General features: G+C 66.2%; 25 protein-coding genes and 1 pseudogene. 5 read left to right on the top strand and 21 right to left on the bottom strand.

The annotated features are described in order from the left end of the window. Positions 1–57: 57 nt before the first annotated feature. The 5 genes from ylqF to U9J41_RS07750 form a co-directional block, all read right to left on the bottom strand. Positions 58–1,005 (bottom strand): ribosome biogenesis GTPase YlqF, encoded by a 948-nt coding sequence (gene ylqF / locus U9J41_RS07730; protein ID WP_322401577.1) that lies wholly within the window; start codon positions 1,003–1,005, stop codon positions 58–60. An 81-nt stretch (positions 1,006–1,086) separates the two neighbouring features. Further along, entirely contained in the window at positions 1,087–2,370 is a 1,284-nt protein-coding gene (locus U9J41_RS07735) for a choice-of-anchor X domain-containing protein (protein ID WP_322401579.1), read from the bottom strand. After that, a complete protein-coding gene (locus U9J41_RS07740) occupies positions 2,360–3,235 on the bottom strand; it encodes a hypothetical protein (protein ID WP_322401580.1) in 876 nt (291 codons plus the stop codon). The genes U9J41_RS07735 and U9J41_RS07740 overlap by 11 nt, the downstream gene beginning before the upstream one ends. 177 nt (positions 3,236–3,412) lie before the next feature. Then, positions 3,413–4,291 (bottom strand): hypothetical protein, encoded by an 879-nt coding sequence (locus U9J41_RS07745; protein WP_322401582.1) that lies wholly within the window; start codon positions 4,289–4,291, stop codon positions 3,413–3,415. Between the two features lie 58 nt (positions 4,292–4,349). Beyond that, positions 4,350–5,282 (bottom strand): histone deacetylase family protein, encoded by a 933-nt coding sequence (locus U9J41_RS07750; RefSeq protein WP_322401583.1) that lies wholly within the window; start codon positions 5,280–5,282, stop codon positions 4,350–4,352. A gap of 162 nt (positions 5,283–5,444) precedes the next feature. Between U9J41_RS07750 and U9J41_RS07755 the strand changes: the two genes are divergently transcribed. The 5 genes from U9J41_RS07755 to U9J41_RS07775 all read left to right on the top strand — a co-directional run bounded on the left by U9J41_RS07755 (position 5,445) and on the right by U9J41_RS07775 (position 11,301). Then, on the top strand, positions 5,445–6,365 hold the full coding sequence (locus U9J41_RS07755; RefSeq protein ID WP_322401584.1) for an AAA family ATPase: 921 nt from the start codon (positions 5,445–5,447) through the stop codon (positions 6,363–6,365). Continuing rightward, the gene (locus U9J41_RS07760) at positions 6,365–7,384 is read left to right on the top strand and encodes a DUF58 domain-containing protein (protein WP_322401586.1); all 1,020 of its coding nucleotides are present in this window, start codon (positions 6,365–6,367) and stop codon (positions 7,382–7,384) included. Before U9J41_RS07755 ends, U9J41_RS07760 begins: the two co-directional genes overlap by 1 nt. After that, entirely contained in the window at positions 7,381–9,360 is a 1,980-nt protein-coding gene (locus tag U9J41_RS07765; protein ID WP_322401588.1) for a transglutaminase TgpA family protein, read from the top strand. Before U9J41_RS07760 ends, U9J41_RS07765 begins: the two co-directional genes overlap by 4 nt. Next, positions 9,357–10,508 (top strand): lytic murein transglycosylase B, encoded by a 1,152-nt coding sequence (gene mltB / locus U9J41_RS07770; protein WP_322401590.1) that lies wholly within the window; start codon positions 9,357–9,359, stop codon positions 10,506–10,508. Before U9J41_RS07765 ends, mltB begins: the two co-directional genes overlap by 4 nt. A 448-nt stretch (positions 10,509–10,956) precedes the next feature. Further along, positions 10,957–11,301, top strand: a complete 345-nt coding sequence (locus tag U9J41_RS07775) for a hypothetical protein (protein ID WP_082548403.1) — start codon at positions 10,957–10,959, stop codon at positions 11,299–11,301. Between the two features lie 122 nt (positions 11,302–11,423). Here the strand turns inward: U9J41_RS07775 and cysM are convergent, their stop codons facing one another. The 16 genes and pseudogenes from cysM to U9J41_RS07855 form a co-directional block, all read right to left on the bottom strand. Next, positions 11,424–12,326, bottom strand: coding sequence for a cysteine synthase CysM (gene cysM, locus U9J41_RS07780; protein WP_322401592.1), 903 nt, complete (start codon positions 12,324–12,326; stop codon positions 11,424–11,426). Positions 12,327–12,472: 146 nt separating this feature from the next. Then, entirely contained in the window at positions 12,473–12,865 is a 393-nt protein-coding gene (locus U9J41_RS07785; protein WP_322401594.1) for a ComEA family DNA-binding protein, read from the bottom strand. A gap of 225 nt (positions 12,866–13,090) precedes the next feature. After that, positions 13,091–14,095, bottom strand: a complete 1,005-nt coding sequence (gene rfaE1 / locus U9J41_RS07790; RefSeq protein ID WP_322401596.1) for a D-glycero-beta-D-manno-heptose-7-phosphate kinase — start codon at positions 14,093–14,095, stop codon at positions 13,091–13,093. Positions 14,096–14,102: 7 nt separating this feature from the next. Next, positions 14,103–15,473, bottom strand: coding sequence for a UDP-glucose dehydrogenase family protein (locus U9J41_RS07795; protein ID WP_322401598.1), 1,371 nt, complete (start codon positions 15,471–15,473; stop codon positions 14,103–14,105). Between the two features lie 14 nt (positions 15,474–15,487). Further along, positions 15,488–16,663, bottom strand: a complete 1,176-nt coding sequence (gene lapB, locus U9J41_RS07800) for a lipopolysaccharide assembly protein LapB (RefSeq protein WP_322401600.1) — start codon at positions 16,661–16,663, stop codon at positions 15,488–15,490. An 86-nt stretch (positions 16,664–16,749) separates the two neighbouring features. After that, a complete protein-coding gene (locus U9J41_RS07805) occupies positions 16,750–17,055 on the bottom strand; it encodes a LapA family protein (protein WP_322401602.1) in 306 nt (101 codons plus the stop codon). A 258-nt stretch (positions 17,056–17,313) separates the two neighbouring features. Continuing rightward, on the bottom strand, positions 17,314–17,619 hold the full coding sequence (locus U9J41_RS07810; RefSeq protein ID WP_056450593.1) for an integration host factor subunit beta: 306 nt from the start codon (positions 17,617–17,619) through the stop codon (positions 17,314–17,316). 30 nt (positions 17,620–17,649) lie between these two features. Beyond that, positions 17,650–19,356 (bottom strand): 30S ribosomal protein S1, encoded by a 1,707-nt coding sequence (rpsA, locus tag U9J41_RS07815; RefSeq protein WP_082548402.1) that lies wholly within the window; start codon positions 19,354–19,356, stop codon positions 17,650–17,652. A gap of 144 nt (positions 19,357–19,500) precedes the next feature. Then, positions 19,501–20,163 (bottom strand): (d)CMP kinase, encoded by a 663-nt coding sequence (cmk, locus tag U9J41_RS07820; RefSeq protein WP_322401604.1) that lies wholly within the window; start codon positions 20,161–20,163, stop codon positions 19,501–19,503. Positions 20,164–20,239: 76 nt separating this feature from the next. Next, positions 20,240–21,571 (bottom strand): 3-phosphoshikimate 1-carboxyvinyltransferase, encoded by a 1,332-nt coding sequence (aroA, locus tag U9J41_RS07825; protein ID WP_322401606.1) that lies wholly within the window; start codon positions 21,569–21,571, stop codon positions 20,240–20,242. Continuing rightward, complete coding sequence (locus tag U9J41_RS07830) at positions 21,568–22,476, bottom strand: prephenate dehydrogenase (protein WP_322401608.1); 909 nt, start codon at positions 22,474–22,476, stop codon at positions 21,568–21,570. Before U9J41_RS07830 ends, aroA begins: the two co-directional genes overlap by 4 nt. Beyond that, positions 22,476–23,579 (bottom strand): histidinol-phosphate transaminase, encoded by a 1,104-nt coding sequence (gene hisC, locus U9J41_RS07835; protein WP_322401610.1) that lies wholly within the window; start codon positions 23,577–23,579, stop codon positions 22,476–22,478. The genes U9J41_RS07830 and hisC overlap by 1 nt, the downstream gene beginning before the upstream one ends. 44 nt (positions 23,580–23,623) lie before the next feature. After that, the gene (pheA, locus tag U9J41_RS07840; RefSeq protein WP_322401612.1) at positions 23,624–24,694 is read right to left on the bottom strand and encodes a prephenate dehydratase; all 1,071 of its coding nucleotides are present in this window, start codon (positions 24,692–24,694) and stop codon (positions 23,624–23,626) included. A 70-nt stretch (positions 24,695–24,764) separates the two neighbouring features. Further along, a complete protein-coding gene (gene serC, locus U9J41_RS07845; protein WP_322401614.1) occupies positions 24,765–25,868 on the bottom strand; it encodes a 3-phosphoserine/phosphohydroxythreonine transaminase in 1,104 nt (367 codons plus the stop codon). A gap of 10 nt (positions 25,869–25,878) precedes the next feature. Further along, the gene (locus tag U9J41_RS07850) at positions 25,879–26,433 is read right to left on the bottom strand and encodes a DUF2059 domain-containing protein (protein WP_322401616.1); all 555 of its coding nucleotides are present in this window, start codon (positions 26,431–26,433) and stop codon (positions 25,879–25,881) included. Positions 26,434–26,630: 197 nt separating this feature from the next. Continuing rightward, positions 26,631–26,906: pseudogene (locus tag U9J41_RS07855) on the bottom strand (IS4 family transposase); the annotation flags it as partial.

The raw sequence follows: 26,906 nt of genomic DNA on the forward strand, positions 1-26,906 counted from the left end.
TAAAGCTGAACCGCACAAGGGAACGGCGCCCGGCGCCGGCATCGAACCGGCACGCAATCACGTACCGCGCTTCCCCCGTGCCGCGTCTTCCGCCTTGCGCGCCGCCTTCTCGGCCGCGATGCGCGCCTTTTCTTCCATCTCGATGCGGTGGCGTTCGAGCGCCTCGGCCCGCGTTTGCGGCGTCTCGAGGCTGATGCGGCCCAGCGCGCCCTGGCGGTAATCCTGCAGCAGCACGTGCGCCGCCTTTTCGTAGTCGTAGTCACCGCCGCGCACGCGGAACGCGCGGCGTTGGGCGACGCCTTCGATGACGCCGAAGCCGTCCATGCCCTCCGTCTTGACGCCGTAACGCGCGCTCAACAGCTGCGGATAGCGCTGCAGCAGCAGGCTGCCCAGGAATTCCGCGACCTCTTCCTCGATGACGGCATTCGTGCCGATCGCGTGGCTGGCCGCCAGCATCAGGCCGTCGCTCTCCATCTCGATCTTGGGCCACAGCATGCCCGGGGTGTCGACGAGCACCGTGAACTTGTCCAGGTAAAGCTTTTGCTGGGACTTCGTGACGGCCGGTTCGTCGCCGACCTTGGCCACGCGCTTCTTGAGCAGCGCGTTCATCAGCGTGGACTTGCCCACGTTCGGGATGCCCATGATCATGATGCGCAGCGGCTTCGTCGGCACGCCCCGGTGCGGCGCCAGCATCTTGCACAGGTCCGGAATCCGCGCCACGTCGGACGGCTTCTTGGTCGTCATCGGGTAAGCGGTGACGCCGTCCTGGGCGTCGTACCAGGCGGCCCAGGCGGCCGTGGCGGCCGGATCCGCCAGGTCGGTCTTGTTCAGTACCTTGAGGCAGGGGCGCTGGCGAAACTTGCGCAACTCCTCGACCATCGGGTTGCTGCTCGCCTCCGGCAGGCGGGCGTCCAGGACCTCGATGACCACATCGGTATTTTCCATCTGTTCCGCGGCCTGCTTGCGGGCGGCGGCCATGTGGCCCGGGAACCATTGAATCGACATGTAGAACTCTCAATATCTGCGTGCAACCCTCTATTTTACGCTAGTCCACGCGTACTGACGGGTGCGGCGCACACGGACCCGCTATCGTGTTGCCGGTATGCACTCGCTCGGCGGCATGGGCGCGGTCGGGTCGAACGTGGCCAGGCGGGCGCGCGCTTCCTTGAGATCCTTGCCGAATTCGGTCAGGTAGCGCGACCGTTCCTCGCTCTGCCATTCGGCATCCGAAAAGCTGTTCGGCGCGTGGGACGTGCCGGTCAAGACCTTGCCCTGCAGACGCGGCACCAGCGCGCGGTCGGGGTCGGTGTTTTCCTTGAGCAGGTAGCCGTCGACGTCGCGCAGCGTGACGGGCAGCGGCGGCGACTGGTCGCGCAGCAGCTTGCCGAACATCGTCAGCCGGACGTCGTTCGGGCCGGGGCCGAGCACATCGTTGAAGGTCAAGAGCGCGACCGGCTGGCCGCGGGCGTCGTCGACGCGCCCGTTGATGATGTAGCGGCCCGGCATGCGCACCTCGAGGGGCAGGTGGAACACGAGCGAACCCTCCTCGACGGCTTCGCGCGGCGCGCCAGCCCACACGGCCGGCAGTTCGGGCGTGTAGATGACGTCGAATTGCACGACGCCGCTCTTGCCGCCCACGTTGTAGCGCACGTCGGTGCGGATGGTGCCGTTGAACGACGCGAGCCCCGTCTGCGCGGGCGCCAGCACGCCGGCGAAGGCGCCGTCGTTCGGCACCGGGTCGGCGCCCGTGCCGTCGTCGACGAAGGGAATGCTGACCTGCGGCGTCTGGCGCGTGCCGGCATAGGTGATGCCCTGCGCGAGGGCGCGCGTGATCACGAGCGGCAGCGTCTTGCCGTCGGCGTCGACCGCGCGCAGCGAGAACGCCACCGATTCGCCCGACGCCATATAGACCCGCGACTGCGATGTCTGCAACTGCACGCGGCCTTCGCTTCCACCGCCGTCCAGGCGCATCGGGTTCATCGACGCCACGAGGTCGTTGGGGCGGTTCTGGTCGGGATTGTCCGTCATCGGACGCGAGCCGACCGGATACTGGGTGGAAGCGCGATAACTGCAATAAGTGTGGTCGGCCAGCTGGACGTTGTCGACCAGTTGGCGGCGCCGGCTCGCGCGGTCGTCCGGCAGCGTCAGCCCCTCGGCCTGGACCCGGCCGAAGAATTGCGGCCCACGCGGTGCGGGTGCCTGGCCGGCCGCGGCCACGGGCGCGGCGCCGTCGCGGTCCATCGCGCTCCACACGAGGACGACCACGACGGCGACGGCCGCCGCCCCCAGCACCAGCCGCCGCAGGCCCGGCCGCGGCGGGGCGGACGGGCGGCGCGGCGGCTTGTCGTTACGGTGACGGCTAGAGGGCACTGTTCACCATCGCACTGCGCACGACGGACACGATGCCTTGCCAATTACCGTTGGTGTAATGGTTGTAGGCTTCGCTGTCGTCGCGGAACGACACGGAATGGTAACTCCACTTCGCGCGGCCGCCCTCGTTCGCGCTTGTTCCGAGCGTCAGGTCGTTGCAGAACCAGTCGCTGGGGTTGCAGTACGATCCGCCGGAACTGCCGGACACGCCGCCGGAGCTGTGGTACGCGACGGCCTCGTCGTCCTGGCCGGGCAGGATGCCGGAGTAGGCCGTGCCCTTGGCGCCGGCGTACATGTAGAACCAGATGCCGCGGGTGTCGTTATGGTTGTACATGGCGCGCGCCGTCGTCGTCTTGAGGTCTTGCGTCAGCGGGTCGGAGACGGCCCATGATCCGTAATCGGCCAGTTCGGAGCCGCCGCCCGCGCCGGACGCGGCGCGTACCCACTTGATGTTCCAGCCGGTCTGCGACGTGCCGTCGCTGTTGCCGCATACGCCCGACGAGTTCGGCGCCGCGTTCTTCTTCATGCGTGCCGAGCCGCCGTAGTTCGCGAGCGTGTAGCCCATCATCAGGTCGCCCGCGCTGTGGGTCGCGATATAGCACCAGTTGCTGCCGGTGCAGAAGCAGTCGAGGGCGTCGCGGATGTGGTAGCCCTGCGATGCGATGCTGTTGTAGCCGTCCCAGTTGACCGCCTTCTTGTTGATGCCCGCCGCCGTGGAAGACGGGCCCCAGTACGTGAAGCTGTTGTAGTCGCCGATCGTGCCGCCGCCCGTGCGGCCGTTGATCCACAGCGTGTAGTTCGTCGCCGATGCCAGACTCGTGATTCCGAGCAGGCACAGCGCCGTCAGCCAGCGCATCAGTGTCATCGCCTCTCCTCCATTCTCGTCGTCGTTGGATGTGTCGCCGTGCGCCGGTGCGGTGCCGAACTGATGAGGTCGCCGTGGCTTACGGCCGAATCGACTGTAGAGAGGGTTCATGGGCGTGTCAATTGCCGTGCGAGCCAGATTGGTGGCCTGTGATTCCACATAGGGCCGGCAGCGCGGCTACCTGGCGTTGGCCGCCACGGCGGCGCGCATGACGGCGACGATGCCGCCCCAGTGCCCGCCCGTGTAATGGTTGTAGTTCTCGCCGTCGTCGCGGAAGGCGACCCAGTGGTTGGCCCACTTGGCGCGGCCGCCGCCGTTCGGTCCCGGTCCCAGGGTCAGCTCGTGGCAGAACCAGTCGTGCGGGTTGCAATACGCGCCGCCGGACGACCCCGAGACCGCGCCCGCGCTGTGGTAGGCCTGCACGCCGTCGTCCTGGCCCGGCAGGACGACCGACGTCACGCCGCCGTCGGCGCCGGCATACATCCAGAACCAGATGCCGCGGGTGGCGTTGTGGTTGTACATGGCGCGCGCCGTACCGACCCGCAGGTCCTGCACGAGCGGTTCCGACATGACCCACGCGCCGATGTCCGCCAGTTCCGAGCCGCCGCCCGAGCCGGCCGCGGACGCGATCCACTTGATGTTCCAGCCCGTCTGCGATGCCCCGCCGGCATTGCCGCATACGCCAGACGCATTCGGCCGGGCGTCCTTCTTCTCGCGCGCCGAGCCGCCGTAGTTCGCGAGCGTGTAGCCGATGAGCAGGTCGCCGGCGCTGTGGGTGGCGATGTAGCACCAGTTGGCGCCCGTGCAGAAGCAGTCGAGGGCGTCGCGGATGCGGCCGCTCTGGGACGCGATGCTGCTGCGGCCGTCCCAGTTGACGGCCTTTTTATTGACGCCGGCGTCCACGCTGGCCGGGCCCCAGTAGGCGAAGTCGGCGTAGTTGCCGACCGCGCCGCCGCCTGTGCGGCCATTGATCCACAAGGTGTAGTTGGTCGCCGAAGCGAGGCCGGCGAATGCCAGCAGGCACAGTGCCATCACACAACGCAGCGTTCTCATCATCCCTCCACTCATCCATTTTGTGGGATTAGATACTGCCGCGCCGCGCGAGTTCGCGGAATCAGTCGAGTTCCGCGAGGGCCTTGATGTGGGCCACGACACTGCGTCCCAGCGCCGACAATGCGTAGCCGCCTTCGAGGCAGCTGACGATGCGGCCGCCCGCATAGTGGCGCGCGACGTCGGCGACCTGGTGCGTGATCCACGCGTAGTCCGCCTCGACCAGCGCCATGCCCCCCATATCGTCTTCCTTGTGGGCGTCGAAGCCGGCCGAGATGAAGATCATCTGCGGGCGGAACGCGTGCAGCGCGGGCAGCCATTGTTCGGTGACGAGCTTGCGCACGACGTCACCACCAGTGTAGGCCGCGACCGGCACATTGATACTCGTAGCGGTGATAGGTTCCGGGTCCGTGTACGGATAGAACGGATGCCGGAAGAAGCTGGCCATCAGCACGCGCGGATCGGCGTGGAACGACTCCGCCGTCCCGTTGCCGTGGTGGACGTCGAAGTCGATGATGGCGACGCGCTCGAGGCCGTGCACGTCGAGCGCGCGGCGCGCGGCGATGGCGACGTTGTTGAACAGGCAGAAGCCCATCGGTTCGCCCGGGCGCGCGTGGTGGCCGGGCGGGCGGATGGCGCAGAACGCGTTGTCGACGGTGCCGGCGATGACGGCGTCCGTCGCGGCCACGGCGGCCCCGGCGGCGCGCAGGGCGGCGCGGTAGCTGTCCTTGCACAACAGCGTGTCGCCGTCGAGCGGATAATGCTCGCCGGGCACCGTCGGCAGGTTGTCGCGCACGAGGTCGAGGGCGCCTTGCGTGTGGTTGCGCAGGATGTCGGCCTCGTCGGCCAGCGGCGCGCTCACGTGCTCGACGAGGCCGTCCAGGCGCGCGAGGATCATCTGGTCCTCGATGGCGCGCAGGCGCCCGGGCGTTTCCGGATGCCAGCTGCCCATCTCGTGCAGGGAACAGTCCGGGTGGCTGTAGATGGCTGTACTCATGGTTCGTGTGTGCGCGTGCTGCTCATCCGTACCGCAAGCCCTCCCGTTCTCGCATAGAATCGACGGGACAGGCCAATGACGCAGGCATATCTTGTTGCTAACAGCGCTAATCTACCACGCCCGCGCACCCCGCCGCCCCTGAACGACGACCGGAAACCATCCATGTTCAACAAATTGCACGCGAGCGCGCGCCAGGTCAGCCAGATCGTGGTCGGCAAGGACCAGCAGGTCCGCCTCGCCCTGACCTGCCTACTGGCCGGCGGCCACCTGCTCATCGACGACGTGCCCGGCGTCGGCAAGACCACCCTCGCCCACGCGCTCGCGCTGTCGCTGGGCCTCAGGTTCAACCGGGTCCAGTTCACGAGCGACCTGCTGCCGGCCGACGTGGCGGGCATCTCCGTCTACGAGCGCGAAAAGAACGGCTTCGTGTTCCACCCGGGCCCGATCTTCACCCAGGTGCTGCTCGCGGACGAGATCAACCGCGCCACGCCGAAGACCCAATCGGGCCTGCTGGAAGCGATGGAAGAGCGCCAGGTCACGGCGGACGGCGTCACGCGCGCGCTGCCGGCGCCGTTCTTCGTCATCGCGACGCAGAATCCGGCGCACCAGGTCGGCACCTTCCCCCTGCCGGAATCCCAGCTCGACCGCTTTTTGATGTGCCTGTCGCTCGGTTATCCGGACGCCGCCGCCGAGCGCGCCCTGCTGATGGGCGAAGACCGGCGCGCGATGCTCAAGACGATCGTACCCGTGATGCGGCCGGAGGAACTGATGGATGCCCAGCGCTCGCTGCGCGCGATCCACGCGTCGGGCGCCCTCATCGACTACCTGCAGGCCCTCGCGCAGGCCTCGCGCTCGGGCAAGCTGTTCGCGGAGGGCCTGTCCCCGCGCGCCACGCTGGCCCTGCTGCAGGCGGCGCGCGCGTGGGCCGCGCTGGAAGGCCGCGACCACGTGATTCCGGAAGACGTGCAGGCCCTGCTCGTGCCCGTCTGCGCGCACCGCCTGCGGCCGTTGCGTTCGGCGCAGGGCGTCGCGATGGCCAGCCGCGATCTCGTGCTGCAGCTGCAAAAGTCGGTCCCGGTCTGATGGGCGGGGCAGCCGATCCGGCGACGGCACGGCCCGATGGTTGGCTGAACCGCAGGCGCGCCCTGTGGCGTTCGCGGGCGACGGCGCGCGACGCGGGCAGCGTGCTGCTGAGCCAGCGGCGCGTCTACATCCTGCCCACGCGCGCCGGCCTCGGCTTCTGCGCGCTGCTGCTCGTGCTGCTGATCGGCTCCATCAACTACAACCTCGGCCTCGGCTTCGGCCTGACGTTCGTCGCCGGCGCCTGCGCCCTCGTCGACATGGTGCAGACGACGCGCAACCTGGCCGGCCTCGTGCTCAGCCCCGGCCGCGCGCCCGACGTGTTCGCCGGCGAGGACGCGCCGTTCGAACTGCGCGTCGAGAATCCCACGCGGCTGGCCCGCTACGCCGTCTGGATCGATTTCGAGGACGTGCCCGAACCGCGCCAGGCCGTCGACGTGGGGACGCGCGGCAGCGCCACGCTGGTGCTGCGCACGCCGACGCGCGCCCGCGGGTGGATGCGCCCGCCGCGCGTGCGCCTGTCGACGCGTTTCCCGCTCGGCCTGTTCCGCGCCTGGAGCTGGTGGCAGCCGGACAGCCGTGCCCTCGTCTATCCGTTCCCCGAGCAGGACGCGCCGCCGCTGCCGATGCAAGGCCGCCCGAGCCCGGACGGCATCGGCAGCGCGGGCAACGACGATTTCGGCGGCGTGCGCAGCTACCAGCCGGGCGATCCGCTGCGCCATCTCGCGTGGCGCCAGATCGCCCGGCTCGACCCGGAGCTGGGCGGCCAGCTCGTCACCAAGCATTTCGAGGGCGGCACGGTCGACGAGCTCGTGCTCGACTTCGACGCGCTGCCGGCCCGGCTCGACGAGGAACTGCGCCTCGCACACATGGCCCGCTGGGTGCTGGAAGCGGAACAGCGCGCCCTGCCCTACGCCTTCCACCTCGGCCGCATCCGCTACGACGCGGCCCTCGGCACGGCGCACCAGGCGGCATGCCTGCGCGCGCTGGCGCTGTACGGCGTGCCGGGAGAGCCGGCGTGAGGGTGCCCCTGTCGCGCGACAAGCAGGACACCCTGCTGCTGATCGCCAGCAGCCTGCTCGTGCTGATGCCGCACGCGGCCCACCTGCCGCCCTGGGTGAGCCTGCTGTGCGGCGCCACCCTGGCCTGGCGCGCCGGGGTCACGCTGCTGGGCCGGCGCATGCCGTCGAATCTCGTCCTCGTGCCGATCGCGGCGGCCGCGATGTTCGGCGTGCTGCACAGTTATCACACCTTGCTGGGGCGCGATGCGGGGGTCGCCATGCTCGTGCTCCTCGTCGCCTTCAAGATGCTCGAGATGCATGCGCGGCGCGACCTGTTCGTGGTCGTCTTCCTGTGCTACTTCCTCGTCCTCACCAATTTCTTCTATTCGCAGACGATCCCGACCGCGCTGCTGATGCTGGCGTCGATCGTCGCGCTGCTCGCGACGCAGCTGTCGTTCCAGCTGACCGGCGCCGTGCCGCCGCTGCGCACGCGCCTGTGGATGGGCGCGAGGCTGCTCGGGCTGGCGCTGCCGCTGGCGGGCGCCGCGTTCTTCCTGTTTCCGCGCATCGAAGGCCCGCTGTGGGGCATGCCGGACGACTCGCACGCGGCCCGCAGCGGCCTGTCGGACACGATGGCGCCGGGCCAGATGTCGAACCTGGCCCAGTCGGAGGACGTCGCGTTCCGCGTGAAGTTCGACGGCCCCGTGCCGCCGCAACCGCAGCTGTACTGGCGCGGCCCGGTGCTGGGCGATTACGACGGCCGCACCTGGACCCGCGTGCGGCCGTCGCGGTTCGTACGCCCGCAGCCGCTGTCGCTGTCCGTCGGCGGCAAGCCGGTGGGTTACGAGGTCACGCTGGAACCGTCGAACACGCGCTGGCTGTTCGCGCTCGAGATGCCGCGCGCGCTGCCGGACGTGCCGGGCCACGGCGTGGCGCTGTCCGGCGAACTGGAATTCCAGTCGCTCGACCCGATCGCCGAACGCGTGCGCTACGACCTCGTCTCGTTCGTGCAGTACCGGCTGCAGCCGGAGGCGTCGCCCGTCGACGGGCAATGGCTGACGCTGCCTTACGGGACCAATCCGCGGGCGCGCGCCGAGGGCCAGGCGCTGGCAAGCGAGCCCGATCCGGCGCGCCGCGTGGCGGCCGTGCTGCGCGAGTTCGCGCAAGGCGGCTTCGTCTACACCTTGCAGCCGCCGCTGCTGCCGGGACGGGATGCCGTCGACGACTTCCTGTACGGCACGCGCGCCGGCTTTTGCGAGCACTACGCGGGCGCCTTCGTGTTCCTGATGCGCGCGGCCGGCGTGCCGGCGCGCGTCGTCACGGGCTACCAGGGCGGCGACCTGAATCCACTCGACGGCTACCTCACCGTGCGCCAGTCCGACGCACATGCCTGGGCCGAGGTCTGGCTGCCGCACCGGGGCTGGGTGCGCGTCGACCCGACGGCCGCCGTGGCGCCCGAGCGCGTGCAGCACAGCCTGGCACGCGCGCTGCCCGCCCCGGCGCCGTTCGGCCTCGAAGGCCTGGGCCGGCTGCTGCAGCCTGATCCCGATTCGCTGCTCGGGCGCCTGCGCTACGCGATCGGCGCCGTCAACAACGGCTGGAACCAGTGGGTGCTGAACTATACGCCGCGGCGCCAGCAGCATCTCGTCGAGCGCGTGCAGGAAGGATTGTCCCATTGGCAAAGCCTGGCGCTGATCGGCATGCTCTGCGCGATGTTGTTTCTGGTTAGAAAATTCTCGCAACGACGGAAAGCCGACCCTGTCGATGCGCTATACTCGGTGCTGTGCCAGCGCCTTGGCCAGCTCGGCCTGCCGCGTGCGCCGGACGAAGGGCCGACCGCATACGCCCGGCGCATCGCCGATGCCGGTTTGCCCCCTGGGCCCGGCACGGCCGCGACGGAATTCCTGCGCCACTACAGCGCTTACCGCTACGGATCACAGGCCCCCGGCACCGGCCTCGTCCCCATCCTGAGAGATTTGCTGTCCCGAGTTCGATGAAATCCTTCGTTTCTCTGCTGCTTGCCCTGGCCGTCGGCGCCGGTGCGACGGCGGATGCGGTCGCCGCATCCTCGCTCCATCATTCCCATGCCGCCAAGGCCAAGTCCGCCAAGGTCGCGAAAAAGTCCGGCAAGAATGCCAAGACGGCGAAAGCCGCCGCACCCGTCCGCCCCACCATCGATTACGACGGCGAACCCGTCAACTTCGGCGAGTGGCAGGCCGTGCGCGACTTCGAGGACGATATGGTCGCCCGCAACGGCTTCGAGCGCGCCCAGATCGACGACGTGGTCAAGCAGGCACGCTTCATCGATTCGGCCGTCCAGCTCGTGAAACCGGCGCCGCCGGGCAAGCCCAAGAACTGGCGCGCCTACAGCGACCGCTTCATCGAGCCGATCCGCATCAATGCCGGCGTGCGCTTCTGGAACGAGAACGCGGACACCCTCGCGCGCGCGCAAGCGACGTACGGCGTGCCGGCCGAGATCCTCGTCGGCATCCTCGGCGTGGAAACGATTTATGGCCGCGACACGGGACGTTTCCGCGTCGTGGACGTGCTGGCCACCCTCGCCTTCGCCTATCCGGAATCGCCGAACCGGCTCGACCGCATGGCGTTCTTCCGCAGCGAGCTGGAAAAGACGCTGCTGCTGGCGCGCAAGGAAAACATCGATCCGTTCTCGCTGCTGGGCTCGTTTGCGGGCGCCGTCGGCATGCCGCAATTCATGCCGGGCAATATCCTCAAATATGGCGTGGACTTCGACGGCGACGGCATCGTCGACCTGCGCGGCTCCGCGGCGGATGCGATCGGCAGCGTGGCCAACTTCCTCGTCCACCACGGTTGGGATCGCGACAACACGGGGCCGGCCGTCTTCCCGGCCGACGTGGCGCCCAGCCTCGCCTGGCAGCCGCTGCTGGGCGGCCTGGACGCCCGCTACCAGCCGACCGAGCTCGACGGCGCCGGCGTCGCGACCCACACGGCCCTGCCGGACGGCCGTCTGTACGGCCTCGTCGACCTGCAGAACGGCGCGGACCCGACGGAGTATTGGGTCGCAAACGCTAATTTTTTTGCTATTACTAAATACAATCGCAGTTATTTTTATGCCATGTCGGTCGTGGAACTGGGCCGTGCGGTCCGGTTGGCACGCGGCATTTAGGTGCTTCGAACCAACAACTTTGTATCAATTTGTAACAGACTTGTCATAAATACTGCTGAGTTAATGCAGTCGTGACAACGTTATACTCCCGGGGAGTACCCACGTTTCCGCTAGACAGTTCTCCTAGGAAACTGTGGGTCTTTCCCGATACCCCCTCTCAAGTTGTCATTCCACCATTCAATTCCTAAACGTGCGGCGGCGCATCGATAATTGCTTTACACTTAATTTTAAATAAAAAACAATTATCTCCCCCGGTGAGTTTGTGAGAGAATTGCATTGCGGCTATTGTTGCGATGTGACAACGGACTCAACGAAAGCCACTGATCTTTATTGCTCTTGAGTACTAAATTTGAAATTAGTTGTATAATTTAGTAGAAACTTTCACATCCTCAAGGACCTGGAAGTTTGCCGTGAGCTCTGACAAACCCCTCATAGGAATAGTGACATCATGACGAACCAAGTCGGTATCGATATGAACAGCGATTCGGAAAACGACGAACTGCTGCAATACAACCCCAATCGCCTGCTCGACACCCTGATCGAGAACCTGCGCCTGAAAAACGACGCCGCCCTGTCGCGCGCGCTGGAAGTCGCGCCGCCGGTGATCTCGAAGATCCGCCACCACCGCCTGCCGGTCGGCGCTTCGCTGCTGATCCGCATGCACGAAGTGTCCGACCTGTCGATCCGCGACCTGCGTTACCTGATGGGTGACCGCCGCGCCAAGTTCCGCATCAGCGACAAGCAGTTCAAGCCGAAAGACAAGGACGCCAGCGGCAGCGGCCTCGATCAATAATGAAAGATGCCGGACCGGACGGCGGCCCTTGATGCCGCCGCAGCGGAGCAGGAATGACTGCCCCACATCGTAGTGGGATGGGGAGACCCAGCGCCGAGAACCCGCGCCGGGCACAATGACGATCAGGCGGGAAACACACCCGTCGACAAATAACGATCACCGCGGTCGCAGACGATGAACACGATCGTCGCATTCTCGACCGTCTGCGCGATGCGCAAGGCGATTTCGCAGGCGCCGGCCGCGGAAATGCCGCAGAAAATACCCTCTTCGGCCGCCAGCCGGCGCGCCATCTGTTCCGCCGCGGCCTGCGTCACGCTCTCGACCTGGTCGATGCGCGACTTGTCGAAGATCTTCGGCATGTACGCTTCCGGCCATTTACGGATGCCGGGGATCGACGATCCCTCTTCCGGCTGGGCGCCGATGATGCGCACCGCCTCGTTCTGTTCCTTCAGGTAGCGCGACACGCCCATGATCGTGCCGGTGGTGCCCATCGCACTGACGAAGTGGGTGATGCGGCCGTCGGTATCGCGCCAGATTTCGGGACCGGTCGTCTCGTAGTGGGCGCGCGGATTGTCCTGGTTGCCGAACTGGTCGAGGATGATGCCCTGCCCGTCCTTCTGCATCTGTTCGGCCAGGTCGCGCGCGTATTCCATGCCGCCCGTCTTCGGCGTCAGGATGATCCGGGCGCCGTACGCGGCCATGCTCTGGCGGCGCTCCACCGACAGGTTGTCCGGCATGACCAGCACCATCTTATAGCCGCGGATCGCCGCCGCCATCGACAGCGCGATGCCCGTGTTGCCGCTGGTCGCCTCGATCAGCGTGTCGCCGGGCTTGATCTGGCCGCGTGCCTCGGCCCCGCGCAGCATCGACATCGCCGCCCGGTCCTTGACGGAACCGGCCGGGTTGTTGCCTTCGAGCTTGCCGAGGATAACGTTGTTACGGGCCGCCGCTTCCGGCCCGGGGATGCGCATCAACTGCACCAGCGGGGTATTACCGATCGTGTCTTCGATGGTCTTGTATGCCATTGCCTACTCTTTGCGAACGCGAAAGCGTCATTCTAATCCGAGTTCGCGTGGCGCGTACGGGCCGGGACCGGCGCCGACCGCAAAATACTTTTGTACAAAACAAAAAACCCCGCGCGCGGCGGGGTGCTCATGCGGCGTGCGGGCCGTCAGGTCGCCGACTTGCCGGCCTTCATGTCGGTCTTCATGTCGGCCGGCTTGGCGCTGCCCTTGGCCGGTTTGGCGGCCTTCCCGGCCGGCGCGGCGGACGCGGCCGCCATCGGCGCGCCTTCCTTCGACTGGCCGTTGACTTGCAGGCCGGCCTTCGACAGCTGGGCCGCGCGCTTGTCGGCGACGCCCTTCACGCGCTTCTGGAAATCGCTCCAGTCCTTGAAGTCGCCGCCCTTGGTGCGCGCGTCGATGATTGCCTTCGACATGGCCGGACCGACGCCCTTGACCGAATCCAGCGCGGCGGCATCGCCCTTGTTGACGTCCACCTGGGCGAACGCAAAGCCCATCGACGCCACCAGCGTGGCGACTGCAAGCATCAGCTTCTTGATCATCTCGTTTCTCCGTTATCGTTGGCTTGGATGGCAGCCGGGGTGGCTACCTGTCGCCTTAACGCGTGGGCGTATTGATAGGTTGACGAGATGGCTTGCTTCACCACAAACACGAATGACACGGTGGCACACGCAAGGTGGGCTCCCGGGCCCGCCATCAGCTTGGGGCGACGCTCACGTTTGGTGGGCACGGGGTACCCACCAAACGGCAAACCTGTCAAGCCATCGTTATTGGGCGTGCCCGTCGGCCTTGCGGCGCTGCGCGAACAACTCGTCGCGGGTGACGGTCGCCGTACCCAGCTTGCCGACCACGATGCCACCCGCCCGGTTCGCCGTCGCCAGCGCTTCCGGCAGCGACACGCCCGCGCCCAGCATGGCGGCCATCGTCGCGATGACGGTGTCGCCGGCGCCCGAGACGTCGAACACTTCGCGCGCGTCCGCGTGGACGTGCAGGACCTCGGCGGCCGTGTACAGGCTCATACCCTCTTCCGACCGGGTCAGCAGCAGCGCTTCCAGGCCCAGGTCGGTGCGGAGCATCTGCGCCTTTTCCGTCAGCTGCTCTTCCGTCTTCCAGCTGCCGACGATGCGCTTGAGTTCCGACTTGTTCGGCGTGAGCATCGTGGCGCCCGCGTAGGGCGTGAAATCGTCGCCCTTCGGGTCGACCATGACGGTCTTGCCGGCCGCGCGCGCGGCGCGGATCATCTCGGCCACGTTGACGAGGCTTCCCTTGTTGTAGTCGGACAGGACGATCACGTCGTAGTCCGGCAGCAGCGCCTTGAACTGCGTGAGCTTGTCGCGCAGGGTCGTTTCCGTGGGCGCGTCCTCGAAGTCGATGCGGACCATCTGCTGCTGGCGCCCGATGACGCGCAGCTTGATGATCGTGGAGATCGCCTCGTCGCGCTTCAGGTAGCTGTGGATGCTCGATTCGCGCAGGATGCGTTCGACGTGGTCGCCCGCCTCGTCGGCGCCGACGACACCCAGCAGCCCGCAATGGGTGCCGAGGGCCGCCGCGTTGCGCGCCACGTTGGCGGCGCCGCCCAGGCGCTCCTCGCGACGCTCGATGCGCACGACCGGTACCGGCGCTTCCGGCGAGATGCGCGAGACGTCGCCGAACCAGTAGCGGTCGAGCATGACGTCGCCCACGACGAGCAGGCGCACGCGCTCCAGCTGCGGCGCTTCGGCCTGGCGGTAGCTGTCCGTGGGCAGCAGGCGGCTGGCGGTGGTGCTGGTCATGCGCGCCTCACTTGCCCGTCAGGACCGAACGGCCGATGCCGTGGTATTCGATGCCCAGGCCCGTCATCAGCGGCGGCTCGAACAGGTTGCGGCCGTCGATGATCACGGGGTGCTTCAGGCGCGCCTTGATCTGCTCGAAGTCCGGGCTGCGGAACGCCTTCCACTCGGTGACGATGACCAGCGCCTCGGCCCCGGCCAGCGCGTCCATCGGGGCCTGGGTGAAGTCGATGCGGGCGAGTTTCTCTGCGCCGAGATCCATGGCCAACACGCGCTTCGCTTCCTCCATCGCGACCGGGTCGTAGACGGCGACGGTGGCGCCGCGCTCGATCAGCTCCTGCAGCAGCACGCGCGACGGCGCCTCGCGCATGTCGTCCGTGTTCGGCTTGAACGCGAGGCCCCATACGGCGAAGCGCATGCCCGTCAGGTCCGCGCCGAAGCGCTGCACGACCTTGCGGCCCAGCACCTGCTTCTGGCGGTCGTTGACGGCTTCCACGGCGCGCAGGATCAGCAGTTCCTGGTCGTACTGGCGCGCCGTGCGCTCCAGCGCCTGCACGTCTTTCGGGAAGCACGAGCCGCCGTAGCCGGCGCCGGCGTACAGGAAGCTGTGGCCGATGCGCGGGTCGGAACCGATGCCGTGGCGGACGGCTTCGATGTCGGCGCCCACCTGGTCGGCGAGGTTCGCCAGTTCGTTCATGAACGAGATGCGGGTGGCGAGCATCGCGTTGGCGGCGTATTTCGTGAACTCGGCCGAGCGCACGTCCATCCAGTAGACGCGCTCGTGGTTGCGGTTGAACGGCGCGTACAGCAGCTTCATGAGGTCGCGCGCGCGCAGGCCCGCAGGGGTGTCGTCAGTGCCGATGACGATGCGGTCCGGACGCATGAAGTCGTCGACGGCGGCGCCTTCCTTGAGGAATTCCGGGTTCGACACGACGGCGAATTCCATGTTCTCCTCGCCGCGCGTGCGCAGCTCTTCGCGCAAGGCGGCGGCGACGCGGTCGGCCGTGCCGACGGGCACCGTGGACTTGTCGACGATGACCTTGTAGCCATCCATGTGGCGGCCGATGTTGCGGGCGGCGGCCAGCACGTACTGCAGGTCGGCGGAGCCGTCTTCGTCCGGCGGCGTGCCGACGGCGATGAACTGCAACTGGCCGTGCGCGACGCTGGCGGCGACGTCCGTCGAGAACTGCAGGCGGCCGCTGGCGCGGTTGCGCGCGACGACTTCCTCCAGGCCCGGTTCGTGGATGGGAATGCCGCCGTTGTTCAGCAGGTCGATCTTGCGCTGGTCGACGTCGAGACAAAAGACGTCGTTGCCGAGTTCCGCCAGGCAGGCGCCGGTGACGAGGCCGACGTAGCCGGTGCCGATAATCGTAATCTTCATGGTTTGCTTTTCGCTTAGTTCATCACATTCAGTTCTTCGGTGCGGCGCGGCGGATAAGTCCCCCACTTGCTGCACCCCGGGCATTGCCAGTAGTACTGGCGCGCCTTGAAACCACAGTGGCTGCACTGGTAGCGCGCCAGCTTCTGCGTGTACCCGTGCACCAGGTTCTTCACCATCGACAGCTCTTCCCAGACGTTCGCGGGCGCATCCATCAGGCGCGCCTCCAGCAGCTTGTCGAGACCGAGCAGGGTCGGATTGCGGCGCAGTTCTTCCACCACCAGTTGTTTGGCAGCGTCCACGCCGTTGAGTTCAATGACGGCCTTGAAGACCACCTCGATCAGGTCGATCGACGACGCTTCCTGCAAATAGGAGCGCAGCAGGTTGACGCCTTCCTGCGGGCGTCCGACCTTGCGGTAGCCGTCCATCAGGCGCCCGGCGACGAGCGCCACGTGCGGCACGCTTTGCTGCTCGACGCGGCGCCACATCTTGAGCGCGCCTTCGATGTCGCCTTCCGCCTTGAGCGCATCGCCGCACAGCATCGTCGCGCGCACGCTCTTGCGGTCGGTCTGCAGGGCCTTGTCCAGCAGCGCCTTCGCTTCGTCCGACTGCATGTGCACCAGGGCGTCCTGCGCCAGCTCGCAATAGAACTGCGCGATTTCCTTGTGATACGCACCGGCGCCGGATTCCATCAGGCCCTCGGCGGCGGCGATCGCGCGGCGCCACTCCTTCTCGCGCTGGAAGATTTCCAGCAGCGCGCGCCGCGCCTGCACGCCGTACTGCGTGTCGACGAGCAGGTTGAACGTTTCCTCGGCGCGGTCCAGCAGGCCGGCCTTCAGGTAGTCCATCCCGAGTTCGTACTGCGCGTGGACCTGCTGCTCGAGCGGCAGGTCGGGACGCGACAACAGGTTCTGGTGGACGCGGATGGCGCGTTCCGTCTCGCCGCGGCGGCGGAACAGGTTGCCGAGCGCGAAGTGCATGTCGGCCGTTTCCGGGTCCAGCTTGACGATCTCGATGAAGGCGTCGATCGCCTTGTCCGGCTGTTCGTTGAGAAGGAAGTTCAGGCCCTTGAAGTAGCCGCGCGGCAGGCTGCGCGATTCGGAGACGAGCTGCTTGATGTCGACGCGGGCGGCGATCCAGCCGAGGGCAAAAAAGACGGGGATGCCGAGCAGCCACCAGATTTCAAATTCCATACGTTGTTCTTATTGGTTGTCCTGTTACGTTCAGTCGAGCCACGTTGGCCGGGCCACGCTGGCCGGACCACGCCGGCCGGGCCACCTCAGCCGCGCGGCGCGACGCTGTCCGGCTGCGGTGCGCCGGCGGCGGTGCCGGCCGCGCTTTGCAGGGCCTGGATCGTGTGCTTGTGCTGCGAGCTTTCGCGGCGGTGGCGGAACACGGTCGGCGTCACGGCCAGGATGCCGAGGAACGCCCCGGCGATAAAAAACGCCAGCAGCATCAGCACCAGCGGCCCCCTCACCTCGTAGTTCAGGAAGAAGTGCAGGTCGACCTGATGCGTGTTCTTCAGGGCGAAGCTGAAAAACAGGACGAACAACAGGCAACCGACGATGGTGGAGACGAGTTTCATCAGCAGGTCCCGAGTGGAAAGACGGCAAAGGCGCAGTGTCGCATATTTGAAACGATATTCCTAGGACGCCCGGGGTTGGCCGTTGCGTGGGCGCGGCGTGATTATACGTGGGTTGCACGACGGGCATCGGCGGTGCAATGCGCGGTTACATTTGTCGGCCCCGAGCCGCGGGCCCGCAAATCGTCATGCCATTCATGCGCACATAAAAAAACGGCGCCCCTCACGGAACGCCGTCTTTGCGAGCTTATCGCAGATGAATCAGTCTTCGATGATCGGCTGCCCGACCATCGCGTCGACCCGCTCGCGCAACTGCTTGCCCGGTTTGAAGTGGGGCACCCGTTTTTCGGGCACCATCACCTTGTCGCCGGACTTCGGGTTGCGGCCGATGCGGGGCGGCCGGCTGTTCAGTGCAAAGCTGCCGAAACCGCGGATCTCGATGCGCTGGCCGCTCGCGAGAGCGCCCGTCATCGCATCGAGGATGGTCTTGACGGCAAACTCGGCGTCTTTTGCCACCAGCTGGGAATAGCGTTCAGCAAGGCGGTTGATCAGCTCGGACTTGGTCATCTGCTTGGCTTCCGAAAGGAATTAACCTTCTCAGTTTTTGTTGTCGAACTTGGCCTTCAGCAGAGCGCCCAGCGACGTGGTGCCGGTTGCTGCGCTGTTGTCCGAAGCCAGCTTCTGCATGGCTTCCTGGGTCTCGGCGTTGTCCTTGGCCTTGATCGACAGCTGGATGCTGCGTGCCTTGCGGTCGATGTTGATGACCAGGGCTTCGACCTTGTCGCCCACTTTCAGGTGGGTGCCGGCATCTTCCACGCGGTCGCGGGCGATTTCCGAAGCGCGCAGGTAGCCTTCGACTTCGTCGTTCAGCGCGATCACGGCGCCTTTCGGCTCAACCGACTTCACGGTGCCGGTGACCAGGGTGCCCTTGTCGTTCAGCGAAGCGAAGTTGTTGAACGGGTCGCCTTCCAGCTGCTTGACGCCCAGCGAGACACGCTCGCGCTCGACGTCGATCGCCAGCACGACGGCTTCCAGCTCGTCGCCCTTCTTGAAGCGGCGGACGGCTTCTTCGCCGGCTTCGGTCCACGACAGGTCGGACAGGTGCACCAGGCCGTCGATGTTGCCCGGCAGGCCGATGAACACGCCGAAGTCGGTGATCGACTTAATCAGGCCCTTGACCTTGTCGCCCTTCTTGTGGGTCATGCCGAAGTCGTCCCACGGATTCGCCTTGCACTGCTTCATGCCCAGCGAGATACGGCGACGCTCTTCGTCGATTTCCAGGACCATGACTTCGACTTCGTCGCCCAGCTGGACAACCTTGTTCGGGGCCACGTTCTTGTTGGTCCAGTCCATTTCCGAGACGTGCACCAGGCCTTCGATGCCCTGCTCGACTTCCACGAACGCACCGTAGTCGGTCAGGTTCGTGACCTTGCCGAACAGGCGGGTGCCTTGCGGGTAGCGACGCGACAGGCCGGTCCACGGATCGTCGCCCAGTTGCTTGACGCCCAGCGAGACACGGTTCTTTTCCTGATCGTACTTGAGGACCTTGGCGGTGATCTCTTGACCAACCGACAGGACTTCCGACGGGTGACGCACACGACGCCATGCCAGGTCGGTGATGTGCAGCAGGCCGTCGATGCCGCCCAGGTCGACGAACGCACCGTAGTCGGTGATGTTCTTGACGACGCCGGTGACGACCGTGCCTTCCTTCAGCGTTTCCATCAGCTTCGCACGCTCTTCGCCCATCGATGCTTCGATGACGGCGCGACGCGACAGCACGACGTTGTTACGCTTGCGGTCCAGCTTGATGACCTTGAATTCCAGGGTCTTGCCTTCGAACGGGGTCGTGTCCTTGACCGGACGGGTGTCGACCAGCGAACCCGGCAGGAATGCGCGGATGCCGTTGGTCAGGACGGTCAGGCCGCCCTTGACTTTACCGTTCACGGTACCGGTGACGATCTCGCCCGATTCCATTGCTTTTTCCAGAGCCAGCCACGATGCCAGGCGCTTGGCCTTGTCGCGCGACAGGATGGTATCGCCGAAACCATTTTCCAGCGATTCGATGGCCACGGAAACGAAGTCACCCACGTTGACTTCCAGTTCGCCCTGGTCATTCTTGAATTCTTCGATGGGGATGAAAGCTTCCGATTTCAGGCCGGCGTTGACGATCACGAAGTTGTGATCCAGACGCACGACTTCGGCGGAGATGACTTCGCCCGAACGCATGTCTTGACGGGCCAGCGACTCTTCGAAGAGTGCTGCGAAGCTTTCCATACCGGTATCTTGATTTGCTGCAGTAGCCATAAGTTTTGAGATGTTAGCCAGCAGATCGGCCATATGCGATCTGAACTGGGTCAAGTTGAACCACACCCGAGGCAACGGCCCCGGGCACCCGACACGCCGCTCAAGCGGCGCTTGCTGCTTGTTTGCTGCTCATTTGCTGCTTAGTCAGGGATGCGCATACCAGGCGAGTACCTGCTCGACGGCTTGATCAGCCGTCATTTGCGAGGTATCGAGGATGTGCGCCCCCTCCGCCGGCATCAGCGGCGCCACGGCGCGCTGGGTGTCGCGCGCATCACGGGCCTGCAAATCCGCCAGCAGATCGTCCATATTAGCAGAAAATCCTTTGTCAATCAATTGCTTATACCGGCGTTGTGCACGTGCCTCAACACTTGCTGTCAAGAACACTTTCAGCTTTGCGCCGGGAAAGATCACGGTGCCCATATCGCGCCCGTCGGCCACGAGGCCGGGCGTTTCGCGGAAGCTCAGTTGCAAACCGTACAATGCCTGGCGCACGCCCGGCAGCGCGGCGATCTTCGACGCGGTATTGCCCACGTCCTCGGCCCGGATGGCGTTGCTCACTTCTTCCGTGCCCAGATAGATATGGCCGCCGTTGAAGCGGACGTTCAGGTGCTCGGCCACCTTGGCGAGCGCGTGCTCGTCGCGCATGTCGGTGTCGCGGCGCAGCGCGGACAGTGCGGTGAGGCGGTACAGCGCGCCGGAATCCAGCAGGTGGAAGCCCAGGCGGTCCGCGACCTTGTGGGCCACCGTGCCCTTGCCCGAGGCGGTCGGGCCGTCAATCGTAATGACGGGAATATTCGTATTCGACATGTAATTCTTCGAGTGGTTACCAACACGTAGGGTGGGCGCCCCGTGCCCACCCTACGCCAGGCGATGGACAAAACCGTCAGGATATCTCGTGTTGAGCAATCCCGGAAAACGTTTCGAAATAATCCGGGAACGTCTTGGCCACGCACTTCGGATCATTGATACGCATCGCGTTGCCGCGCCGCGCCGCGCCATCCAGCGACGCCAGCGAGAAGCACATCGCCATCCGGTGATCGTCGTAGGTGTCGATCGTCGCCGGCGACAGCGTCTCGGGCGGCGTCACCCGCAGGTAGTCCGCGCCCTCTTCCACCGTCGCGCCGACCTTGCGCAGTTCCGTCGCCATCGCGGCCAGGCGGTCGGTTTCCTTCACGCGCCAGCTGGCGATGTTGCGCAGCGTGCTCGTGCCGTCCGCGTACAGGGCGGCGACGGCGATCGTCATCGCGGCGTCCGGGATGTGGTTGAAGTCGGCGTCGATGGCTTTCAATACGCCGTTCGACTTCGCCTCGATCCAGTTGTCGCCCCTGGTGATCGTCGCGCCCATCGCCGCCAGTGCATCGGCGAAGCGCACGTCGCCCTGGATCGAATCGCGGCCCACGCCTTCCACGCGCACCGGCCCGCCGGCGATGGCGCCCGCGGCCAGGAAGTACGACGCCGACGACGCATCGCCCTCGACGTGGATGCTGCCCGGGCTTTGATAGGTCTGGCCCGGCTGCACGGTGAACGACGCCCAGCCGTCCTGATCGACCGTCACGCCGAAGCGGCGCATCAGGTTCAGGGTGATCTCGATGTACGGCTTCGAAATCAGCTCGCCCACGACCTCGATCGTGACCGGGTGCGCGGTCGCCATCAGCGGCGCGGCCATCAGGAGGGCCGTCAGGAACTGGCTCGACACGTTGCCGCGCACGGCGATGCGGTCCGGCTGGACGCGGCCCGCGCGGATGTGCAGCGGCGGATAGCCCGGATTGCCCGTGTACTCGATGCTGGCGCCGACGGCGTTCAGCGCGTCGACCAGGTCGCCGATCGGGCGCTCGTGCATGCGCTCCACGCCGTGCAGGGTGTAGTCGCCGCCGATCACGGCCAGCGCCGCCGTCAACGGACGGATCGCGGTGCCGGCGTTCCCCATGTACAGGTCGGCCTGGCCGACGGGCAGCTTGCCGGCGGCGCCGTGCACGACGTGCGTGCGGTCGTCGACCTGCTCCCACCGGATGCCGAGCTTGCGCAAGGCGTCCAGCATGACGGACGTGTCGTCCGACGCGAGCAGGTCGTGGATGGTCGTCGAGCCTTCGGACAGCGCGGCCAGCAGCAGGGTGCGGTTCGAGATGCTCTTCGAGCCCGGCAGGCGCACGGTGCCCTGCACGCGCATCACGGGTTCGAGGTCGATATGCTGCGGATAGATTTTAGCTTGTGTCATTTTCCAGATTCCTGATCGGGCGCCGGCGGCTTTTCCGCGGCTTCGATCGCTTCGATCCACGCGCGGCGGGCGCACTGGGCGTTGGCGTACGTCGCCTCCAGCGCGGCACCGTCACTGGCTGCGAGCCGCGCGCGGAGGTGTGTCAATTGAGCGAGATAGGCATCCAGTTCGCCGAGCAGCGCATCGCGGTTCGCGAGGCTGATGTCGCGCCACATTTCCGGCGAGCTGCCGGCGATGCGCGTGAAATCGCGGAAGCCGCTGGCCGCGTACTGGAACAGCAGGTCGGCGTGCGGCTTGCCCGCGATGTCGTCGACGAGCGCATAGGCCAGCAGGTGCGGCAGATGGCTGACGGCGGCGAACACCTTGTCGTGTTCCTGCGGCGAGAGCATGTGGATGACGGCGCCGCACGTGCGCCACGCGGCGGCCACCTTATCGATCGCTTCCGGCGCGTTTTCCGGCAGCGGCGCCAGCACCGTCTTCTTGCCGCGGTACAGGTCGGGGATCGCGGCGTCCGGGCCGTTCGATTCCCGGCCCGCGATCGGGTGGCCCGGCACGAACTGCTCGATGCGATCGCCGAGCGCGGCGCGCGCGGCCGCCACGACGTCGGACTTGGTGCTGCCGGCGTCCGTGACGATCGTCTGCGGCTCCAGCCAAGGCAGTAACGAGGCCAGGATCGGCCCCGTCTGCGCGACGGGCGCCGCGATGAGCACCAGGTCGGCGCCGCGCAGCGCGTCCTGCGGCGACGCCGCCGCTTCGTCGATGATGCCGAGTTCGCGCGCACGCGCGAGCGCCTGCGCGGAGCGTCCGAGACCGACGACGTGGCCCGCCGCGCCGGCCGCCTTCAGGCCCAGCGCGAACGAGCCGCCGATCAGGCCGACGCCGACGATGACGACTTTCGTGAACATCAACCGAGGGCCTTCTTCAGCGCCTCGATGAAGCGCGCGTTTTCTTCGGGCAGGCCGATCGAGATGCGCAGCCATTGCGGCAGGCCGTACGCGCCGACCGGACGCACGATCACGCCCTGCTTCAGCAACGCCACGTTCACGCGCGCGCCGGCGCCGTCGTCGTCGCCCACTTTCACCAGCACGAAATTGCCGTGCGACGGGACGTACTCGAGCTTGAGCTCATCGAAGGCCGCCGTCAGCTGCCGGTAGCCGGCGCGGTTGTTCTCGAAACCCTTCTGCAGGAACGCCTTGTCGTTCAGCGCGGCGATGGCGGCGGCCTGCGCCAGCGAATTCACGTTGAACGGCTGGCGGATGCGGTTCATCAGGTCCGTCACGGCCGGCTGGGCGATGGCGAAACCGACGCGCAGGCCGGCGAGGCCGTACGCCTTCGAGAACGTGCGCGAGACGACCAGGTTCGGGTATGTGCGGACCCACCGCGTCGATTCGAACTGGTCCTTCGGCTCCAGGTATTCGTTGTACGCCTCGTCCAGCACGACGACGACGGAGGCCGGCACCTTGGCCAGGAACGCCTCGATCCCGGCCGCCGGAATGAAGGTGCCGGTCGGGTTGTTCGGGTTGGCGATGTAGACGAGACGGGTGTCCGCATCGATGGCGGCCGCCATCGCGTCGAGGTCGTGGCCGTGGTCCTTGGCCGGCACCACGATGCCGCGCGCGCCGACGCCTTGCGTGGCCAGCGCGTAGACGGCAAACGAGTACTGCGCGTAGACGACGGCCTGGCCCTTCTGCACGAATGCGTGGGCCGCGATCTCGAGGATGTCGTTGGAGCCGTTGCCGAGCGTGATCCAGTCGGCCGGCACGTCGTAGCGTTTGGCCAGCGCGGCTTTCAGTTCGAAGCCGTTGGCGTCCGGGTAGCGGCCGAGTTCCGCGGCGGCGGCGGCCATCGCGGCCTTGGCCGATTCGGGCACGCCGAACGGGTTCTCGTTGGACGCCAGCTTGACGATGCTGGCTTCATCGAGGCCGAACTCGCGGGCGACTTCGGAAATGGGTTTGCCGGCCTGGTAGGGGGCGATGGCGCGGACATAGTCTGGACCGAATTGCGACATGGGACTCTCTTGGCTGAACTGTGAATGATTCTGTGATGCCCGGCTCAGAGGCCGACCGGATAGGAACCCAGCACCTTGAAGAAGGCGGCGTTGTCCTTGAGCTCTTCGAGCGCGCGGCCGACCGCCGCATCGGCGATGTGGCCTTCGACGTCGACGTAGAAGTAGTACTCCCACGTGCCGATGCGCGCCGGACGCGATTCGAAGCGCGTCATCGACACGCCGTGCTTGGCCAGCGGCGCGAGCAGGCTGTAGACGGCGCCCGCCTTGTTCGGCACGGCCAGCACGATCGACGTGCGGTCGCGGCCGGACGGGCCCGTGGCCTGGCTGCCGATGATCAGGAAGCGCGTGCGGTTGTGCGGGTCGTCCTGGATGTGCGCCTGCACGACGCCCAGCTTGTACTGTTCGCCGGCCATCTCGCTGGCGATCGCGGCGATGCCCGGGTCCTGGCTCGCCAGCACGGCCGCTTCCGCATTCGACGCGACGGCGCGGCGTTCGACGTCCGGGTGGTGCAGGTTGAGCCACACCTGGCACTGGGCCAGCGCCTGCGAATGGGCGCAGACGACCTTGACGCCGTCCATGCTGCCCGTCTTCGTCATGAGGCTGTGGTGCACGGGGATCGACACTTCGCCGCTGATGATGGTCGTGGTCGCGAGCATCAGGTCGAGCGTGCGGTTGATGGCGCCCTCGGACGAGTTCTCGACCGGGACGACGCCGTAGTCGGCCGTGCCGGCCTCGGTGGCGCGGAACACTTCGTCGATCGACACGCACGGCAGGCCTTGCACGGCGCTGCCGAACTGCTGGAACACGGCCTGTTCGCTGAACGTGCCGGTGGGGCCGAGGAAGGCGACCGTCACGCGTTTTTCGAGCGCGCGGCAGGACGACATGATCTCGCGGAAGATGGTCTGCACGTCCTGGTTCTTCAGCGGGCCGGGATTGCGCTCGGCGACGCCGCGCAGCACCTGCGCCTCGCGCTCGGGGCGGAATACGGGGGCGTTCGTCTCGGCCTTCACGTGGCCGACTTCCTGCGCGACCTTGCCGCGGCGGGAGAGGAGTTCGAGGATTTGCGCGTCGATCGCATCGATCTGTTCGCGCAGGGGTTTCAGTTTGTCTGTCATTGTCTGCTCTTGATGTGCCGTTCGCGCTTTTGCTCCGTTGGGTGGGCACGGGGGCCCACCCAACGCCGGATTACCGCCCCGCGAACTCGTTCAAATAATCGATCAGGGCTTGCACGCCCTCGATCGGCATCGCGTTGTAGATCGATGCCCGCATACCGCCGACGGACTTGTGGCCCTTCAGTTGCAGCAGGCCGCGCGCTTTGGCGCCGGCCAGGAATTGTTCGTTCAACGACTCATCGCGCAGGTAGAACGGTACGTTCATGCGCGAGCGATATTCGGGCGCCACACGATTCTGGTAGAAGTCGTCGGCGTCCAGCGCCGCGTACAGCAGGCGCGCTTTTTCGATGTTGCGGCGTTCCATCTCGGCCACGCCGCCCAGTTTTTTCAGGTGCGCGAACACGAGGCCGGCGATATAGATCGCGTACGTCGGCGGCGTGTTCAGCATCGAGTCCGCCTCGGCCACCGCGCGCCAGTTGAACACCCCGGGGCAGATCGGCAGCGCGTGATCGAGCAGGTCGTCGCGCACGATGGTGATCGTCAGGCCGGCCGGCCCGATATTCTTCTGCGCGCCGGCGAAGATCACGCCGTATTTCGACACGTCGATCTGGCGCGACAGGATGTGCGAGGACATGTCCACGACGAGCGGGGTGTCGCCCTGCACCGTCGGCACGTAACCGATCTCGACGCCGTCGATGGTCTCGTTGGTGCACAGGTGCAGGTAGGTGGCGTCCGCGCTCAGCGTCCACGTCTCCTGCGGCGGCACGGTGGTGAAGCGGCTCGCCTCGCCCGACGCCGCGACGTTCACGTTGGCGTAGCGCTTCGCTTCCTTGATCGACTTGCCCGACCACGACCCCGTGTGGACGAAGTCGATCGTCGCCGGGCCGGACGCGGCACCGTGCGGCTTGCGGCCCAGCAGGTTGAGCGGCGTGATGGCATTCTGCCCCAGCCCCCCGCCCTGCATGAACAGGACCTTGTAGTTGGCCGGCACCGCCAGCAGTTCGCGCAGGTCGGCTTCGGCCTGTTTCGCGATCGAGATGAATTCGGGGCCGCGGTGGCTCATCTCCATCACGGACATGCCGCTGCCGTGCCAGTCCAGCATCTCGTCGGCTGCCTGGCGCAGCACTTCCTTCGGCAGGACGGCCGGGCCGGCGGAGAAGTTGTACACCTGGGTCATCGCCTGCTCCTTATTTGCCAACGATGCTTTGCGTGCTCTGCGCTACCAGCTTCTGGATGCGCGGCATCATCACACGGTTACTGATCTCCATGCTGCGGGCCATCACCTTCGGCATGTTGGCCAGCATCTTCTTGCCGAGCGGCGATGCGTAGAACGCGGACAGCTGATGGATCTCGTCGAGCGTATAGATTTCTGCGTACAGCGGCACCATTTCGGCCAGCACGTCGTCGATCATGGATGGATCGCTGAGGGTTGCGTGCATCTCCGCGACCAGCGCGGGCAGCGCCTTGTCAAGTTTGTCGTGCGCTCCAGCTTTTGCTTCGACGCTCAGGTTCGGTGCCGAATCGATCGCCGCCGTCAGCGACGATTTCAGCTGCGCCGGCATCTGCTGATCCACCTGGCGCATCGACGCCAGCATCACGTCGCGGATCTTCATCGACGCCATCATCTCCCTGGTGGCGGCGACGACGGCCGGGTCGGCGGACGACACCGGCGTCGCGGCGAACGCGGCAGGGGAACAAGTGACGACGAGGGCGGAGGCGATGGCGGCGAGAGATTTCTTCACGAATATCCTTGAATGAGTGCGGGTGCAGAGGCTTGCTTTCCCGGCATGACAATGCGGGTTCCTCGATTTTCGCACGAAACTTGCAAAAAATCCTCAACCGCTAACCATTTCCCGGCCGACACCACATTGCGGGAAGACGCGCGTTCCGGTGATGATCGAAGAAAATAGCCAAAAATCGGGCTCTGACCCTAATGCCGTTAAGTTAAGGTTCTTCGAAGGCGGCGCTCGGGATAACGCTGGGGCTTGGCTTTAGTGACCCGGTCGAACTTTCGGCCGGGTCGGTAGACATTCAGTTCGAGTAGCATCCTTTCACGCATACGTTTCAAGACGCCAGGTATGTTTCCTTGGGCCTGCAAGGCCGCGACATGCTGCATCTCGAATTGAAATGCTGACAAGGCGAACACAAAGCTGATATCACTAGGGGCGCACTTGGCTTGTTCAGCGGTGCGCGCCATTTCCAGGCGTACCAGGTT

Source organism: Massilia luteola, from assembly GCF_034420155.1.
Taxonomy (GTDB): Bacteria; Pseudomonadota; Gammaproteobacteria; order Burkholderiales; family Burkholderiaceae_D; genus Telluria; species Telluria luteola.

Coding starts and splice junctions, on each gene's coding strand:
- U9J41_RS07750 (WP_322401583.1), bottom strand. CDS start 5,282: ATGAGTACAGCCATCTACAGCCACCCGGACTGTTCCCTGCACGAGATG.
- U9J41_RS07755 (WP_322401584.1), top strand. CDS start 5,445: ATGTTCAACAAATTGCACGCGAGCGCGCGCCAGGTCAGCCAGATCGTG.
- serC (WP_322401614.1), bottom strand. CDS start 25,868: ATGACCCAGGTGTACAACTTCTCCGCCGGCCCGGCCGTCCTGCCGAAG.
- rfaE1 (WP_322401596.1), bottom strand. CDS start 14,095: ATGACCAGCACCACCGCCAGCCGCCTGCTGCCCACGGACAGCTACCGC.
- pheA (WP_322401612.1), bottom strand. CDS start 24,694: ATGACAGACAAACTGAAACCCCTGCGCGAACAGATCGATGCGATCGAC.
- lapB (WP_322401600.1), bottom strand. CDS start 16,663: ATGGAATTTGAAATCTGGTGGCTGCTCGGCATCCCCGTCTTTTTTGCC.
- U9J41_RS07795 (WP_322401598.1), bottom strand. CDS start 15,473: ATGAAGATTACGATTATCGGCACCGGCTACGTCGGCCTCGTCACCGGC.
- hisC (WP_322401610.1), bottom strand. CDS start 23,579: ATGTCGCAATTCGGTCCAGACTATGTCCGCGCCATCGCCCCCTACCAG.
- U9J41_RS07745 (WP_322401582.1), bottom strand. CDS start 4,291: ATGATGAGAACGCTGCGTTGTGTGATGGCACTGTGCCTGCTGGCATTC.
- cmk (WP_322401604.1), bottom strand. CDS start 20,163: ATGTCGAATACGAATATTCCCGTCATTACGATTGACGGCCCGACCGCC.
- aroA (WP_322401606.1), bottom strand. CDS start 21,571: ATGACACAAGCTAAAATCTATCCGCAGCATATCGACCTCGAACCCGTG.
- mltB (WP_322401590.1), top strand. CDS start 9,357: ATGAAATCCTTCGTTTCTCTGCTGCTTGCCCTGGCCGTCGGCGCCGGT.
- rpsA (WP_082548402.1), bottom strand. CDS start 19,356: ATGGCTACTGCAGCAAATCAAGATACCGGTATGGAAAGCTTCGCAGCA.
- U9J41_RS07805 (WP_322401602.1), bottom strand. CDS start 17,055: ATGAAACTCGTCTCCACCATCGTCGGTTGCCTGTTGTTCGTCCTGTTT.
- U9J41_RS07810 (WP_056450593.1), bottom strand. CDS start 17,619: ATGACCAAGTCCGAGCTGATCAACCGCCTTGCTGAACGCTATTCCCAG.
- cysM (WP_322401592.1), bottom strand. CDS start 12,326: ATGGCATACAAGACCATCGAAGACACGATCGGTAATACCCCGCTGGTG.
- U9J41_RS07785 (WP_322401594.1), bottom strand. CDS start 12,865: ATGATCAAGAAGCTGATGCTTGCAGTCGCCACGCTGGTGGCGTCGATG.
- U9J41_RS07760 (WP_322401586.1), top strand. CDS start 6,365: ATGGGCGGGGCAGCCGATCCGGCGACGGCACGGCCCGATGGTTGGCTG.
- U9J41_RS07775 (WP_082548403.1), top strand. CDS start 10,957: ATGACGAACCAAGTCGGTATCGATATGAACAGCGATTCGGAAAACGAC.
- ylqF (WP_322401577.1), bottom strand. CDS start 1,005: ATGTCGATTCAATGGTTCCCGGGCCACATGGCCGCCGCCCGCAAGCAG.
- U9J41_RS07740 (WP_322401580.1), bottom strand. CDS start 3,235: ATGACACTGATGCGCTGGCTGACGGCGCTGTGCCTGCTCGGAATCACG.
- U9J41_RS07830 (WP_322401608.1), bottom strand. CDS start 22,476: ATGTTCACGAAAGTCGTCATCGTCGGCGTCGGCCTGATCGGCGGCTCG.